General features: G+C 67.0%; 14 protein-coding genes. 4 read left to right on the forward strand and 10 right to left on the reverse strand.

Annotated elements, in window-relative coordinates:
- Window positions 1-146 precede the first annotated feature (146 nt).
- The 3 genes from D5S18_RS13135 to dprE1 all read right to left on the reverse strand — a co-directional run bounded on the left by D5S18_RS13135 (window position 147) and on the right by dprE1 (window position 4,455).
- The gene (locus tag D5S18_RS13135) at window positions 147-2,108 is read right to left on the reverse strand and encodes a galactan 5-O-arabinofuranosyltransferase (RefSeq protein WP_120040300.1); all 1,962 of its coding nucleotides are present in this window, start codon (window positions 2,106-2,108) and stop codon (window positions 147-149) included.
- Between the two features lie 140 nt (window positions 2,109-2,248).
- Window positions 2,249-3,010, reverse strand: a complete 762-nt coding sequence (gene dprE2, locus D5S18_RS13140) for a decaprenylphospho-beta-D-erythro-pentofuranosid-2-ulose 2-reductase (RefSeq protein WP_120040302.1) — start codon at window positions 3,008-3,010, stop codon at window positions 2,249-2,251.
- The gene (dprE1, locus tag D5S18_RS13145; RefSeq protein WP_439651111.1) at window positions 3,007-4,455 is read right to left on the reverse strand and encodes a decaprenylphosphoryl-beta-D-ribose oxidase; all 1,449 of its coding nucleotides are present in this window, start codon (window positions 4,453-4,455) and stop codon (window positions 3,007-3,009) included. Before dprE1 ends, dprE2 begins: the two co-directional genes overlap by 4 nt.
- 106 nt (window positions 4,456-4,561) lie before the next feature.
- Between dprE1 and D5S18_RS13150 the strand changes: the two genes are divergently transcribed.
- On the forward strand, window positions 4,562-5,017 hold the full coding sequence (locus tag D5S18_RS13150) for a GtrA family protein (RefSeq protein ID WP_120040733.1): 456 nt from the start codon (window positions 4,562-4,564) through the stop codon (window positions 5,015-5,017).
- On the opposite strand, the gene D5S18_RS13155 is transcribed toward D5S18_RS13150, so the two are convergent.
- Window positions 5,004-5,672 carry a pyridoxamine 5'-phosphate oxidase family protein gene (locus D5S18_RS13155; protein WP_120040304.1) on the reverse strand — a complete coding sequence of 223 codons (669 nt, stop codon included), beginning with the start codon at window positions 5,670-5,672 and terminating at the stop codon, window positions 5,004-5,006. The two genes, D5S18_RS13150 and D5S18_RS13155, sit on opposite strands and share 14 nt — an antisense overlap.
- 325 nt (window positions 5,673-5,997) lie before the next feature.
- Entirely contained in the window at window positions 5,998-6,477 is a 480-nt protein-coding gene (locus tag D5S18_RS13160) for a hypothetical protein (protein WP_120040306.1), read from the reverse strand.
- Between the two features lie 562 nt (window positions 6,478-7,039).
- Here D5S18_RS13160 and D5S18_RS13165 point away from each other — a divergent pair.
- On the forward strand, window positions 7,040-7,885 hold the full coding sequence (locus D5S18_RS13165) for a helix-turn-helix domain-containing protein (RefSeq protein WP_239003708.1): 846 nt from the start codon (window positions 7,040-7,042) through the stop codon (window positions 7,883-7,885).
- A 49-nt stretch (window positions 7,886-7,934) separates the two neighbouring features.
- On the opposite strand, the gene D5S18_RS13170 is transcribed toward D5S18_RS13165, so the two are convergent.
- On the reverse strand, window positions 7,935-8,345 hold the full coding sequence (locus tag D5S18_RS13170; protein WP_239003743.1) for a MarR family winged helix-turn-helix transcriptional regulator: 411 nt from the start codon (window positions 8,343-8,345) through the stop codon (window positions 7,935-7,937).
- A 215-nt stretch (window positions 8,346-8,560) separates the two neighbouring features.
- Between D5S18_RS13170 and D5S18_RS13175 the strand changes: the two genes are divergently transcribed.
- Window positions 8,561-10,033, forward strand: coding sequence for an MFS transporter (locus D5S18_RS13175; RefSeq protein ID WP_120040310.1), 1,473 nt, complete (start codon window positions 8,561-8,563; stop codon window positions 10,031-10,033).
- Window positions 10,034-10,043: 10 nt separating this feature from the next.
- Here D5S18_RS13175 and D5S18_RS13180 read toward each other — a convergent pair whose 3' ends face one another.
- Together D5S18_RS13180 and rfbA are read right to left on the reverse strand one after the other, a co-directional pair.
- Window positions 10,044-10,646 carry a dTDP-4-dehydrorhamnose 3,5-epimerase family protein gene (locus tag D5S18_RS13180; RefSeq protein ID WP_120040312.1) on the reverse strand — a complete coding sequence of 201 codons (603 nt, stop codon included), beginning with the start codon at window positions 10,644-10,646 and terminating at the stop codon, window positions 10,044-10,046.
- Between the two features lie 16 nt (window positions 10,647-10,662).
- Complete coding sequence (gene rfbA, locus D5S18_RS13185; RefSeq protein WP_120040314.1) at window positions 10,663-11,538, reverse strand: glucose-1-phosphate thymidylyltransferase RfbA; 876 nt, start codon at window positions 11,536-11,538, stop codon at window positions 10,663-10,665.
- Between the two features lie 250 nt (window positions 11,539-11,788).
- Between rfbA and D5S18_RS13190 the strand changes: the two genes are divergently transcribed.
- Entirely contained in the window at window positions 11,789-12,973 is a 1,185-nt protein-coding gene (locus D5S18_RS13190) for an alpha/beta hydrolase (protein ID WP_239003709.1), read from the forward strand.
- A 1-nt stretch (window position 12,974) separates the two neighbouring features.
- On the opposite strand, the gene D5S18_RS13195 is transcribed toward D5S18_RS13190, so the two are convergent.
- Window positions 12,975-14,846, reverse strand: coding sequence for a glycosyltransferase (locus tag D5S18_RS13195; protein WP_120040316.1), 1,872 nt, complete (start codon window positions 14,844-14,846; stop codon window positions 12,975-12,977).
- A gap of 127 nt (window positions 14,847-14,973) precedes the next feature.
- The gene (locus tag D5S18_RS13200; RefSeq protein WP_239003710.1) at window positions 14,974-15,486 is read right to left on the reverse strand and encodes a GtrA family protein; all 513 of its coding nucleotides are present in this window, start codon (window positions 15,484-15,486) and stop codon (window positions 14,974-14,976) included.
- Window positions 15,487-15,505 lie beyond the last annotated feature (19 nt).

The following is a 15,505-nucleotide window of genomic DNA, read 5'->3' on the forward strand; positions in this document are numbered from 1 at the left end:
CGGCGTAGCCGTCCGAAGACCCGCGCAGGGCCGCAGCGAATGCGGAGGTACGCCCAATGGGCGCTGCCGACGAAGTCGTCGGTAGACCTGCGCATGGCCGGAGCGGAGGCGGAGGTACGCCTAGCAGGCCCGCTCGGGCATAGCGGCTACCGCCGCACCGTAATCAAGGTGAACGGCCCGATATCGGTGGCGGTGAAATGCGGATCGGCGAACAGTTCGGCGGGGAAGGAGACGGTGTAGCGCTGCACATTCGGATCGTTCGGATACACATCCCTGGCCAGCCGCAGCGTGTATGTCTGTCCTTCGCGTCGGAACAGGAAGGCGTCGGGCGCGCGCCACGGGGATCTGTCGAGCGCGTCGAGCAGCGCGGCGGAGGTATCGAGCTTGCTCCACGAATCGATGACGGCGGCGCGACCGGAGAAGTCGGCGAGCATATTCGCGTAGTGCGAGGTGAGCGCTTGGAATCCGTAGTACGGATAGAAGGCCAGGAAACTGGTGTCGGCGGTGAGCACCACCGTCTCGGCGCGGGGGCGTCCGGTCTGTGCCAGCAGTTTCGCATCGATCTCGCGGTAGTGGCTGACAGCCGAGGGGTCGCGCTGATCGGCGCGGTTCCCCGCACCGTCGGTATCGGTGTACGCGGTGGTGATCTCGGGGGTGAGGACGGTCGGAATATTCTGCGCGAAGGCGAGCCCGCCGATGATCGCCAGTGCGACCGCGGCGACCCGAAAACGGTTGGGCTCGTTGCACGCCCGGTAGATCGCCCGCGCCCCTTCGACGAATCCGAAGGCGCCCGCCGCCGCCAACAGCACCTGTAGCACCGGCTCCAGACGGAACGACAGCAGCGTGGTCCCGGCGGCCGTCGCGGCCATCGACAGCAGTGCCCACAGGTAGATGGCCACGACCCCGATCCCGAGCGCTTGGGCGCGTCGGGAGGAGGCCGCCCGCACCACCAGCCATACCGTGCCGAGCAGGCACAGCGCGCCCAGCAGCGAGAAATCCGCCATGGGCAGCGGCAGTTCGGCGCCGGACTCCGGCAGATAGTGCAGTGCGCTACCGGATTTCGCGGCGGGCTTGGACACCAATTCGAGCAGGTAGGGCGCCCAGGTAACCAGCGCTATACACCCGGCGATGACGCCGATCGCGATGAGCCGCGACAGAATCGGCCACAGCAGGGCGAACCGCGATCGGTCCGCCCGCCGCCCATGCCGCCGCCACAGCGCCGCAGCGCAGGCGAGCAGCGCCATGAGCCCGACGGCGCAGGCGGCCACCACCGTGTACAGCGTGTAGAACGTGGCCGAGACCCCGAGGAACAGACCGGTTCCCAGCACCGCGCCCCAGCCGCCCGCCGTCGACTCGCCGCCACCGGCGTACTCGACGGGCCGATACAGCGCCCCCCACGCGAGCACAAGCACCGGCGGCAGCAGGATGACCAGCACCGCGCTATAAGCTTCCGGCGCGGCGTAGGTGAGGGCGACCACCGTCACAGCCGCGCTCACCGCGATGGCCCAGTCGGCACGAATCAGCTTGGACCACAGCACATATCCGAGGACCGCCGCCACCGCCAGCGAGGCGATGGCATACGGTTTGAAGATCTCCCAGCCCGGCCGCCCGAGCAGATGCGCCACCCGGCCGCCGATCCAGAACCAGCCCGCCGGATAGAAGGGCGGCAGGTCCGCGTAGGTCATATCGCGCAGCGCGGCGGTATCGGTGAATCTGGTCAGGTATTCGGTGCGGAACTCCTGATCCACCGAGACTCCGAGCAGATACAGTTTGGTCGCTGCCAGCGGCATGCCGAGGGTGACCGTGACGAATCCCGAGATTCCGGCCCAGGCAAGCAGTTTGGCGAGCCATCGGGGGCGTTGCCGTCGAGCGAGCCAGATCGCGGCGATGAGCGCCACCGCGCAGACCACCTGCCCCACGGTGGTGAGCGCGCGGGTCACATTGGAGGAATTGAACGCGGGCCAGTGCACCGTCGCGAAGGCCGTCAGACCGACGCCCGCCACCACCAGGGCGACCAGCGCCGCCAATGCCGCCTCGCCGAGCCCGGAGCCGACCAGTCGGCCGAATATCGCCGCGCGGCCGGGCCGCTCGCTGCTCACGCTGGTCATCTGGCGACTCCGCCGCTCACGCTGCCTCCGGATTCTCGGTTGCTCCCGCCCGTGCGCCGGTCAGCGTAACCAATGTGCGCACGGGAGGGAGAAGTGCCGCGGGGTGGGAGGAACACCGAGGGGACGCGCAGCGGCGGTGATCAGATCGGCAGCCGCCGGAAGATCGGGCGCGGGATGTGACGCAGGATCATCATGACGAACCGGAACGGACCCGGCGCCCAGACCAGTTCCTTGCCCCGGTTGGAGGCCGAGACCGCCAGTGCCGCCACATCTTCCTTGTTGACGGTGAGCGGGGCCTCTTTGACGTGCGCGGAGAACTTGGTGCGCACCTGACCCGGCCGCACCACCAGCACCCGAGGCCCGTACGGGCGCAGCGCCTCGCCGAGTCCGAGGTAGAACCCGTCGAGTCCGGCCTTGCTCGAGCCGTACACGAAATTGGCGCGCTTGACCCGCTCGCCCGCCACCGAGGACATGGCGATGATCCGACCGAACCCCTGTGCCTTGAACTTCTGGCCGAGCAGCACACCGACGGAAACCGAAGCGGTGTAGTTGATCTCGGCGATCTTCACCGCCTTGGCCTGGTTCTGCCACAGCTCCTCGGCGTCGCCGTCCGCGCCGAAGGCCACGATGGCCACATCCACATCGCCGCCGTCCCAGGCGGATTCGATGACCTTGGGGTGGCTGTCGGTATCGAGCGCGTCGAAATCGACGACGTGCACCTCGCTCGCGCCCGCCGCCTCCATCTGCGCCACCGACTCCGCGCGCAGCGGATCGCCCGGCAGTGCCGCGAGCACCACGCGCGCGGGCGATTTGCGCAGGTATTCCGCGACGATCGCCAAACCGATCTCGGAGGTGCCGCCCAGCAGCAGAATCGACTGGGGGTTGCCAACGGCATTGATCATTGCAGCTCCAGCCTTCGTGCCATATCGGACATGAAAACGCCTGTGGGATCGACACTGCGGCGGATTTTGATCCACTCGTCGATCCTCGGGTACATCTGGTGGAAGGTGGCCGCAGTGGTCCGCGAATCCTTCGCGGTGTAGAGCCGCCCGCCGAATTCCAGCACGCGCCGATCCAGTTCGGTGACCAGCTCATTGAGGCCCGGCTTGATCGGGAAGTCGACGCAGATGTTCCAGCCCGGCATCGGGAAGCTCAGCGGCGCTTGGTTTCCCGCCCCGAACAGCTTGAACACATTCAGCGCCGAGTAGTGCCCGGACGCCTGGATATCGATGATGATCTTCTTGAACTCCTCGACCGCCTCGGTCGGCACCACGAACTGGTACTGGAGGAAGCCATTGGAACCGTAGCCGCGGTTCCACTCCGCGATCATGTCGAGCGGGTGATAGAACTGGGTCAGGTTCTGCACCTTGCCGGTGTAGTCGCCGCCCATGGCGTAGTACGCCTCGCCGATCGCCTGCAGCGTCAGCTTGTTCATCGTCCAGTTCGGGAAGATATCCGGCACCGTCAGCAATTGCGGCGCGTCGAATTTCAGCGGCTTCTTCTGCAACCGCTTGGGCAGTTCGTCCACCTTGGCCAGCCGACCGCGGGTGATGGTGGCCCGGCCCAATTTCGGCAGCGGGCTGATCACGTCGAACCAGGCGCTGGAATAGGTGTAGTCTGCCTCGCTGCCGTCGCTGTGCGCGGCGATGGTCTCGTCGAGGGTGGTGGTCTTCACACCGTCGTTGCGGAAGTAGGCGGTTTCGGTCGGCGCCATCTCGATGGTGGCCCGCAGGATGATGCCGGTCAGGCCGTTACCGCCGACGGTGGCCCAGAACAGCTTGGCATTGCGCTTCGGGGAGATGGTCTGTACAGCGCCGTCGGCGGTGAGCAGCTCGATCGAGCGCACGTGATTGCCGAAGCTGCCCTCGCTGTGGTGGTTCTTGCCATGGATATCGGAGGCGATCGCGCCGCCGATGGTCACCTGGCGGGTGCCGGGCAGCACCGGAACCCACAGACCGAACGGCAGCGCGGCCTTCATCAGTTGATCCAGGCTCACCCCGCCGTCCACGTCGACGATCCGGGTGTCGCGATCGATGCGGTGGATGTTGTTCAGTGCCGACATATCGATGACCAGGCCGCCCGCGTTCTGGGCGTGGTCGCCGTAGGAGCGGCCGAGTCCGCGCGCGATGACGCCGCGGCGCAGGTGGGCGGGCTTGGCATCGTTGTCCTCGGCGACCATGGCGACGGCCTTGGCGATCAACTCCGGATCGCCGGTCGAGAGCACTTCTGCGGTGGTTGGCGCGGTGCGACCCCACCCGGTCAGCGACCGAACCCGCGTGGGCAAACCAAAGCTGCCCGCGGCGGCGGTGCCGGTATCGGTGGTGGCGGTCGAAGCTTTCGTGGACATCGGCATAGAGGCTACAGGTATCGGGGGAACCGGAGTCGCGACCGCTGGTGGGCGGTGGGCGGTGCGCGCACCGCGCCGGGGTGCGCGGGCGGATACGCTCGACGCCGTGCCCGCCGAACCTCACCTGCCGCTCCCGGCCGAACTGCCGCTTGTCGACGAGCCGGGCGGTACCGATGTCGACCTGAAAACGCAGATCATCCGATTCGGACTCACCGGCGGCCTGTCCGCCGTGGTGGATTTCGGTCTCTACAGCCTGCTGTTCAATCTGATCGGTCTACCGCGCGAGATCGCCAAATCGCTGAGTTTCATCGTGGGCACCACAACGGCGTATTTGATCAATCGGCGCTGGACTTTTCAGGCCGCGCCGAGCCGGGCCAGATTCATCGCGGTGGTCGTGCTGTACGCGGTGACCTTCGCGGTGCAGGTGGGTATCAATGCCTTGATGTACATCACACTGCCGGAGGTGTGGTGGCGGCAGGCACTGGCCTTCGTGGTGGCGCAGGGGACCGCGACGGTGATCAATTTCGTGGTGCAGCGGGCCGTGATCTTCAAGATCCACTGAGGCCGGGCAGTTCTCGGGATCCGCCGCTGCCGTCGGCGAGAGCGGCGGTGACCCGGCCCGCCTTCGCGCCGAAATAGTCGCCGCCTTTGGCGCGGGCGTTGTCGGTGCCCCATTCACGGGCCGCGCGGGCGGCGGGCAATAGATGTGGAATGTGCTTGCGGCAGTGGATGTAGGCCTCCTCGACCTCGACCACCACCCAGCGCTCGGTCATGCGACCGCGCAGGCTGTGTCGGTCGGGCAGGCCGGGCACGCTCGCGCGCAGGCGCTCGTCGGCCACGATATGGGCCGAACCGTTGATGTGCAGGCCGATCAGGTCGCGCACGAAATCGACGAGCAGGATCCCGACGTGCGGGTTCTCCAGGATATTGCCGAGGGAGGCCATGACGCCGTTGCCCCGGTACTCCGGATAGGCGAGGGTGCGCTCGTCGATCACGTGCAGGAAGCCGGGCAGTCCGGCTCGCAAGCTCGCATCGCACTCGCCCGTCTTGTCGGCGGTGGCGATGAACGCCATATCCATCCGGGCGACGAATTCGATCATGGTGGGGTTCAGGTGATCGAGCACCTGATCGTCGTAGAAGCGGTGCGCGCGCTCCTGTGACCCGTATTGGTCCTGGAGAGTGTGTTCTCCCTCACTGCCGCACCGCGTTTCGGGCATCCGCGCCCCCTGTCTCGCCGGAATTGCTGGGCAGAACCGGGATGCTCGCGGTTCGCCGGAGCCGGCCGTCCGCATCCGAAATCGCGTCAATTTTAGGCGCGAAGCCCTGGCGAGGCTGCGGAATCGCGGCGAAAGTGCGGTGCGGGCCGAGTCGGCGCAGGCGATTGCGTCCGATTGGCAGTGCCGACCGGGCGGAATGTCTTGGATCACAAAAGTATTCGTGGTGTTGAGACGCGGAAACGACCGATACCGTCGCGGTATCGGTCGTTGACGGCCTTTTGCGGAGTGGGCCGTGCGGTGCGGGTGGGGTTGCCGGTGGGCAGCCTCAGCAGGCGAGGGTGAGCCGCGCCCGGCGACGGGTGCTCGCCGAGCGAACCGCCGCACCCAGCGCGACCACCGGCGGGACCCAGCGGGCCTCAGCCGGCGCGATGCTCCAGCTGGCCGAACCCGCCGAGAGCTGAGTCGGCGGCAGCGGAATGCCCGCACCGTCGGTGTACACCACCGCGCCGGCGGCCTTCAGTCCCTCGATCGCCATCTCGGCCTTGGCGACCGCGGTGACGAGGTGGATCTCGCGGCGCTCCACGCCCGGAATCACGATGACCGGACCGGCCAGATCATTGGCCTCGAGGAAACGGCGCACATCGGCGGCCAGCTCGCCCCGGACCTCGATGCCCGAGATCTCCGCATCGGTGATCAGGCACAGCCCGTTGGCCGTTTCGGCAACCGTCCACCCGCGCTCGGTGTAATCCTGCGCCGCGGCGGTCACCTCGGCCGCCGAGATGGAAGTCGGAAACGTCGTACGCACTGTCTTTCTCCATTCCCCGCTATGTTCTGGGTCCTGCTTCATGGTGGCTATCGGTCACCACGGTGGGGGGTGTTACGCATAGGCACGGTTTTTCTTCGAGAGTGTTGTATTCGTCTCATTCGCAGGGATTTTGGTAGACATCGGCTATGGACAAGGCTAGTGCATCGGTGATATCGGAATTCCCGGTCGGCGGGGTGCGATGGGCCGCGGGGGCGAGCGCGGCGCCGCGACCTGTTTCCGAGGCTCAGGGATCGGCGGAATAGAGTCCGATCGACTGCCGGGGGATGGGCGCGCGGGGAGCGCGGGAATGGGGCCGCGCAAGTGAGCCGGTAACCGGAAAGTCCGGGCGGGAAACAACTTCGGCGCGGGCGCGTCAGTGGCCTGCCCGTGTCGCGGATCGTGACCGGGTGCGGAAGAACTGTGAAACAATGCGTTTCGGAATCTCGGATATCCACTTCGGGGGTCATCCGCCGGGTACGGGAGACCCGCGGCGGCACGGCAGTGTTGGTATGAAAAACAAGGGGGCAGCATGGCTTTACCTCAAGGCATCACGGGTTCGACGATGCCACGTCGGCAGCTCGGTCGCCACCTGCGCGACCTGCGCAATCGCGCGCGCATGACGACCAGGATGGCCGCCCAGCAACTCGAGTGGTCCGAGGCCAAGATCTGGCGCATCGAAACCGGACAAACCTCGCTGCGCAGCCTCGATGTCGAGGCGATGTGCAAGATCTACGGCGCGCCAACGGATCTGGTGGAGCCGCTGGCCGCGCTGGCCCGCGAGACCAAGGCGCGCGGCTGGTGGACGGCCTACAGCGATGTCATCCCGGAGGGTTTCGAGGTCTACATCGGGCTGGAGGAGGCCGCCCAGCAGTTGTCCACCTACGAGAACGAACTGGTGCCCGGCCTATTGCAAACCGAGGCGTATACCCGTGCGCTGCTTGCGGTCTCGCGCCCGGAACTGTCCGCGCACGAGGTCTCGCGGCGCATCGAATTGCGCGCGGCCAGGCAGGCACAGCTCACCCGCACCGACCAGCCGCTGCGGTTCGCGGTGGTGATCAGCGAGCCGGTGTTGTGGCGGCGGGTCGGCCCGGCCGAGGTGCTCTCGGGTCAGTTGACGCGGCTGCGCGAGCTGACCGAATTGCCGAATGTGCGAATCCTGTTGATACCGGCCGATTCCGGCTATCACGACGGGATGGATTCCGGTCCGTTCGTGCTGGTGGAGTTCCCGGAGCGCAGCGCGGGGGAGTTGCGCGAGCCGCCGGTGGTGTATCTCGAGGCGTTCACCGGGCCGGTGTACCTGGACAAGGAACAGGAAATCGACCGGTACCGAACGGCTTTCGCGAATATCCGGGCCGCGGCGGTGGATGCGGGACCCGCCATCGAGGCGGCCGCGCGCCGGGTGCGTTAGGTCCTGCCGCGGAGCACGGGGCGAACCCCTACCAGTAGCGCGTCACCCCCTACCAGCAGCGGTCGAGTGTTTCCCGATGGGTGGGCAGCGCCTGCTCGTACACTTGGCGACCGCGTTCGGTGACGCAGACGAATACGGCACGTCTGTCCTCACTGCACATGTTGCGCTCGACCAGGCCGTCGCGCTCCAGGCGGGCCACAGCGCGGGAAAGCGCGCTCTGGCTCAGGTAGATATCCCCGGCCAGATCGCTCATGCGGTAGTTGTGGCAGTCGGCGTCGACGAGGCGGTCCAGTGTCTCGAATTCGCTCAGGCCCAGGTGGTGCTTGCCCTGCAGTTCCTTCTCGAGGGTGCAACTGAGGACCGCGTGTCGTTCGAGTAGGGCCCGCCATTGCGTGACGAGTTCGGACTGCTCGCCATGCGCCGGGGCGGGATCCTCGGACGTGGCCGGTTTGTACTCGATCTCGTCTGGCTCGATCCGGTGCTGTGCGGGCTGCTCGGGCGTGAACTGTTCGGAACTCAACTGCTCGGAGTTGAACTGTTCGGGCGCGATCCGGTTCGGGTCGGCGTCAATCGTTGACGGCTTCGACATGCGGCCCATCCTAGTCGCGCCCACAGGCCCATGCAAACGCATTTTATGTGTTGGCATCTAATGCACGTGCATGTAATGTCTCCCGCATGACTTCACCGGCAACGCTCTCGGCCGCCACGGCCGCCGATCACACCAGGTGGTCCGCACGGCTCTGGGGCATGCTGATCACCCTCTGCATCGTGCTGTTCCTCGACGGCCTCGACGTCTCGATGATCGGCGTCGCGCTGCCGTCCATCGGCACCGAACTCGGCCTCACCACCTCCACCCTCCAGTGGCTCGTCAGCGGCTACGTCCTCGGCTACGGCGGGCTGCTGCTGCTCGGCGGCCGCACCGCCGACCTGCTCGGCAGGCGCAAGGTCTTCCTCATCGCACTCGCCGTCTTCGCCGTCGCCTCGCTGGCCGGCGGCCTGGTCAGCTCGGGTCCGCTGCTCATCCTCACCCGCTTCGTCAAGGGTCTGGCCGCCGCCTTCACCGCGCCGACCGGCCTGTCCATCATCACCACCAATTTCGCCGAGGGTCCGGCCCGCAACCGGGCGCTGTCCATCTACACCGTGTTCGGTGCGGGCGGCTACTCCATGGGCCTGCTCTTCGGCGGTCTCATGACGGGCGTCGGCTGGCGCTGGACCTTCCTGCTGCCGGTGCCGATCGCCCTCGCGGCCCTGGTCGCGGCCCTGTTCCTGGTCCCGCGCGACGAAGCCGCCGAGGAGGGCGGTCACGATATCCTCGGCGCGATCCTGTCCACCGCGGGCATGCTGCTGCTGGTCTACACGGTCGTCACCGCACCGCAGGTGGGCTGGGTCTCGGCCCGGACCCTCGGTTCCTTCGCGCTGGTCATCGCACTGTTCGTCGGATTCCTCGCGGTCGAGCGGCGGGTGCGCTACCCGCTGGTCCGGCTGGGCATCCTGCGCAAATCCTCACTGGTGCGGGCCAGCCTGGCCATCATCGCGGTGGGCGGTTCCTACTTCAGTTGGCAGTTCATCAGCACGCTCTACTTCCAAGACGCCCTCGGCTGGTCGCCGCTGCACCTGGCGCTGGCGCTGCTGCCGGTCGGTCTGCTGGTGGTGGGTTCGGCCTTCTTCTCCGACCGCCTGGTCGACCGCTTCGGCACCGGCCCGATCATCGCCATCACCATGGTCGTCATGGCCGTCGGCTACCTGATGTTCCTCCGGCTCGACACCGCCCCGTCCTACCTGACGATGCTGCTGCCCGCCGTCCTGCTGATCGGTATCGGCTGGATCGGCTTCCCCGCCATCAATATTCAGGCCACCAGCGGTATCGAGGACGACGAGCAGGGCCTGGCCGCAGGCGTGCTGCAAACCTCCATGCAGGTCGGCGCGGCCATCGTCCTGGCCGTCACCACGGCCATCGTCACCTCGGGCGCCCACACCGACACCTCGCCGGGGGCCATGCTCGACACCTACCGTCCCGGTCTGGAATTCGCGGCGGGCGTCTCCATCGTCGGCGCGCTGGTCGCCCTGCTGGCCTTCGTCCCGAAGTTCCGCAGGCAGGAGAAGTCGCAGCAGGCCGCGACCGATCCGGCCCTCGAACTCGTCGGCTGATAAATCCCCTCTATCGGCCGACCAGTCCGACGCCCTCGACCTCTACCGAGGTCGGGGGCGTTCGGCGTGAAAAGGGCGGGGCGACAGCATCTTTCGGCGAGCGCGTATAGGTCAGCCGACGGCCGTCCCGGCCGACGGTCGGCCAGTCGATGGCCAGACCCGGATCGAAAGCGTCGAGATCCCGGTCGAATTCGGGCGAGTACTCCAGCGAGCACAGGTAGTGCACGGTGGAGCCGTCCTCCAGGGAGAGAAGGGCATGGCCGAGGCCGTCGGCCAGATAGATCGAGCGGCGATCGACATCGTCGAGCAGCACACCCTCCCAGCGGCCGTAGGTCGGGGAGTCGGGACGCAGATCCACCACCACGTCGAAGAACGCGCCGCGCACGCAGCAGACGTATTTCGCCTGACCGGGCGGGGTGAGCGTGTAATGGATGCCGCGCAGCACTCCCGCCGCCGACACCGACACATTCACCTGCCGCAGATCGAAGCGGTGTCCGGTCGCCCGCTCGAATTCGCTCGCCTTGAACGATTCGGCGAACAGACCGCGCTCGTCGCGGAACTGGCGCGGGGTGATCACCCACGCGCCGGAGATCGACATCTCCCGAAACTCCATGCGTTACCGTCCCGTCCTAGCCGTCGCGTCCGCGGTCGAGCAAACCGAGCAGGTAGGCGCCGTAGCCGGAGCGCACCTGCGGTTCGGCGAGCGCGCTCAGCGCGTCGTCGTCGATATATCCCATGCGCCAGGCCACTTCCTCGGGCACCCCGATCTTCAGACCCTGCCGCTGCTCGATGGTGCGCACGTAATTCGAGGCGTCCAGCAGCGAGTCGAAGGTCCCGGTGTCCAGCCAAGCCGTGCCGCGAGCCAAAACCTCCACCCGCAGCCTGCCCTGTTCCAGATACGCGCGATTGATATCGGTGATCTCGTACTCACCGCGCGCCGAGGGTCGCAGCTCCCGCGCGATCTCCACCACGTCGTTGTCATAGAAATAGAGACCGGGGATAGCGTAATTGGACCGCGGCTGCCGGGGCTTCTCCTCGATGGAGACGGCGCGACGGTCGTCGTCGAATTCGACCACACCGTAGGCCGTCGGATTCGCCACCCAGTAGGCGAAGACCGCGCCGCCGTCGATATCGGCGTACCGATTCAGGCCGGTGCCCAGGCGCGGACCGTGAAAGATATTGTCGCCCAGGACCAGTGCCGCGCTGTCCGCGCCGATGTGCTCCGCGCCGAGCACGAACGCGCGGGCCAGACCATCCGGTTCCGGCTGCACCACATAGCCGAGATTCAGGCCGAACCGGGATCCGTCGCCGAGCAACCGTCGAAAGGCAGGCGCGTCCTCGGGGGTGGTGATGAGGAGAATATCGGTGATACCGGCCAGCATCAGGGTGCACAGCGGGTAATAGACCATGGGCTTGTCGTAGACCGGCACCAGTTGTTTGCTGACGCCGCGCGTGATGGGGTGCAACCGGGAGCCGGTGCCGCCCGCCAAGATGATTCCGCGCATATCCGTGAAGTCTGCCAGTGCGGGCTCGACCCGGCTCGAGGAGGTTCCGACTCGCCGTCGGATCGATCACGAAATGTTTGCCGTCGGCCGCGCGCGGAGATTTCTGTTGCGTAGGTCACAGTCGGCATGCTGTCCTGGGATGACGGTGTTGTTCTCGATGAACAGCCCGCTGTGGGAGGTCAGCGCCGACCTCGTCCGGGGCTACCCCTGGTCGGGTCCGCGCCAGCTGTGAGGTAGGTGCCCGATGGTAGTGATCAGGGTTGACGAGTCCGGCGACGCGCGGCGAATGCCACCGCACGGCAACCACTTCCGACATTCGCAGGGCCACCCGCCTGCAGGGCCGCACAGCCTGCGCCCGCCGGTGGATCCGCACGCGGTCAACTCCACCGTGCCCGATACCGTGGCGAACGCTCGAAATATCCTCGAATTCAATGGGGTCGACACCGTATCGGCCGCACCGAACGCGGTTGGCACCCTGATGAATCCCGATGGTCCGACCGCTGCGGCTCGGGTGCTGTTGGCCGCGTGTCAGAACTTGGTGCGTCCGGCATTGCGCGCAGTGCCGATCACCGAAGGCGCCATCCGGATCGGCGCGGCCGTCATCGACGGCTTGGCCGAACTGCGCCCCCAACCCCGCGGCGTGGATCGGGAACAGGTAACGCTGAAGGATATTCGCCTGGAGATCCTGCGCCCCTCGGGCGCGAGCCGAGCACTGCGGCACGGCGCGGTGCTGTATATGCACGGCGGCGGCTTCGCCGTCTGCGGACTCGCCACCCATCGCCCGATCGCGGCCGCCCTCGCGCGCCGCACCGGACTGCCCGTGGTGAATGTGGACTACCGCCAACTGCCCGATCGTCGCATCCCCGAATCGGTGGACGATTGCCTCACCGCGTACCGCTGGCTGCTCAGCCACGGCACCGATCCGAAAAGGATTGTCTTCGCGGGAGATTCGGCGGGCGGTTACCTCAGCTTCGCCACTGCCCTGCGTGCCGTCGAAGCCGGGCTCCCCGCCCCGGCGGGCATCGTCGGCCTCAGCCCGCTGCTCGATCTGGACTACACCGCCAAGCGCGACTACATGAACGCGACTCGCGACCCGTACATCCCGCTGTCGGCCCTGGCCGCCGTGGTGCGTATGGGCGCGGAGGAGAACGGTCACCTCGATCCGGATCTGTCCCCGGTGAATATGCCGCTCGCGGCCATGCCGCCGGTGCTCATGATCGCCGCTGAGGATGAAATCCTCAGGTACGACTGCGAACTCATGTCCGAACGCTTGAACGCGGCAGGTGTGCCGAACGCTCTCGAGATCTGGCGCGGTCAGGTACACGCCTTCATGGCGATCATGCCCAACCTCCCCGAAGGACGCGCGGCCCTGGCCCGAGTCACCCGCTTCGTGCGCGAATGTCTCGCGGACAGTGAGCGCAGTAAATCGGCATGACTCAGTCGATGCCGTAGAGCCGTTCCCAGTTGGCGCGACTGGTCAGCTCGGGGACGGCGGCGCGATACTGCCGCTGGAGCGCGGGCAGTTCATCGCGCAGGCGGCGCAGCACCCGCAGCGTGCGCAGCAGCAGCAGTCGAGCGCGCGCCTTGTCGCGTCGACGCACCCGCACACCGGACTGCGAGGCATCGGTGACCACCACGTGGTCGAACAGCGACACATGCCACCAGTGCGCGTCCTCACGGGTGATGCCGACGAGTCCGTGCCTGGTGCGTCCGGTCCACTGGGCGATGGCGCGTTTGACGAGCACCAGCGTGGTGCGGCTCGGTTCGCCACCCGCCCGGCACAGGTGGATATCGGCGGAGACGACCGGCGGGGTCGCGGCCGGATGTTTGACCGTCTCGGGATAGTCGGCGCGTGCACCGCGCGCCGCCGCCAGCGCCGCGATGCCGCCGTCGCGCAGGATCTTCGGCCCCTGCAGGAAATCCTCGATACCTTGCAGCGTCGTGTGCACCAGCCCGTACTGCATGGCGACGAGATGTTCGGCGATCTCCCGGAACAGCTTGCGGGTGACGGCCTTTCCGTCGAGATCGGTGTGCAGCGCGCCGACGATGAGCGAATTGCGGGTGCTGAAGTAGCGCGCCCAGTCGTCGTAGTCCTTCCAGTAGAAATCGGCGTGCCAGACCGCCGCATTGGGCAGGGTGACCGTGACGAATCCGGCCTTGCGCGCGCGCAGCCCGTATTCCACGTCGTCCCACTGGAAGAAGATGGGCACCGGCAGCCCGATCTTGGCGACCACCTCGGCCGGGATCAGACAGGTCCACCAGGCGTTGTAGCCCGCGTCGACGCGCCGCTCCTGATTGCGCTTGAGCATGCTGGTGTTGCGCAGCGCCTTGGGCACCCGCTGCCCGTGCTTGAGCTTGTCGAGGTGCACCTCCTCCGCGCCGACATTGAGGTAGTCGGGATTGAGCAGGAACAGCATCTGCGCGCCGACCAGCGTCGGTTCCACGGTGAGGTTGGCGAAGGCGTTGAGCCGCAGCACGGTCTCCGGTTCGCAGAGGATGTCGTCGTCCATCAGGATGACGTCGGCGTGCTCGTTGGCGGCGGATACCTCGTAGAGTCCGCGGGTGAAACCGCCCGCGCCACCGAGATTGGGCTGGCGCAGGTAGCGCAGCTTATCGCCGAAGGACGGCGCGGTCCGCTGGTAGACGGGCTGATCCTGCACGAGGTCGGTGCCCTGATCGACGACGTAGACCGCGTCGATCAGGCCGAGCACGGTGGGGTCGGAGGCCAGCGCGGCCACCGTGTTCGCGCAGTCCTCGGCCCGGTTGAAGGTGCAGATGGCGATCGCCACCGGGCGCACCAGTTCGGGCGCCGCGGTGGTCCAGGTCAGCTCGGAGATGCCGAGTTCGCCGCCGACCGCGTCGAATTCGAGCCACAGCGCGCCGCCGTCGACGTATTGGTCCAGGGGTGCGGTGAGGGTGATCGGACCGCTCGCGGTGACCCGCACGGTATCGATGATGCGGCGGTGTCCGGCGATATCGGAGGCCACCAACCGGACGCGGGCCTCGCGCCCCACCGCGAGCTCCATACCGGCCCGGACCTCGGTGACGGTGGTCCAGCGCTGCCAGTAGCTGGCCGCGAACCGACCGAAATAGGTATTGGTGTGCGCCGCGCCGTTCTTCTCCAGTCGCAGCGCGTGCCGCTCCCGCTCGGCGCGCCCCTTGACGACCACCGCGTACAGATCCTCGCTCACCTTCGGTGCGGGGCTTGCGAAGATGCCGCGCTGCAACACCATCCGGTCGGGTGCGCGATGTTCGGCGCGCAGCGCGGCGGGGGCGGTGTTCACGGCATGGGTAGCCGACTGGTCCATGAAGTCCCTCGTTGAATCCTGATTGTGCCCCGTCGGGCAGACGCGCCCGTTGGAGGCTGTTCGCGGTGGGGTGAGGATATCAATGCGGCCCGGTGGTCGCCCGCTCGGCGATCCCCGACCGGGTCCGTCACGCGTTTTCCCGCATCGGCGCCCCGGCGGGTGCGGATTTGCCGACGAAGACGAATTTGTCGTAGGCCCAGTAGCGGAAGATCACGGCGACGATCTGGCCGATGAGGGTGCCGGAGATATTGTCCGACAAGGGCGTCGACAGTTCGAGCACGTAGCGCGAGAAGCCCAGACAGCCCAGCTGCAGTCCGATCGCGATCACATTGAATACCGTGTAGAGCAGGTATTCGCGGCCGGGATTATCGGATTTCTTGTGCGCGAAGGTCCACCATTTGTTGCCGAAATAGGTGACGACGGTGGCCACGGCGATGGCGATGATCTTGGCGGGCAGCGGCGCGCGGTACAGCACGCCCGCACCACCCCAGAACACCAGCAGGTTGTAGGCGCCCGCGTCGACCAGGAAGCCGATTGCGCCGACCACCAGGAACGCGCCGCCCCGGCGCAGGGCCGTGCGCGCCTTCGTCAGTAGCGAGCCCGATTCCGCTTCCGAAGACGGCTGTTCCGAAAGTGCCACCGGCCGACGGTACCCCACG

Origin of the sequence: Nocardia panacis (assembly GCF_003598715.1) — a bacterium.
GTDB lineage: Bacteria > Actinomycetota > Actinomycetes > Mycobacteriales > Mycobacteriaceae > Nocardia > Nocardia panacis.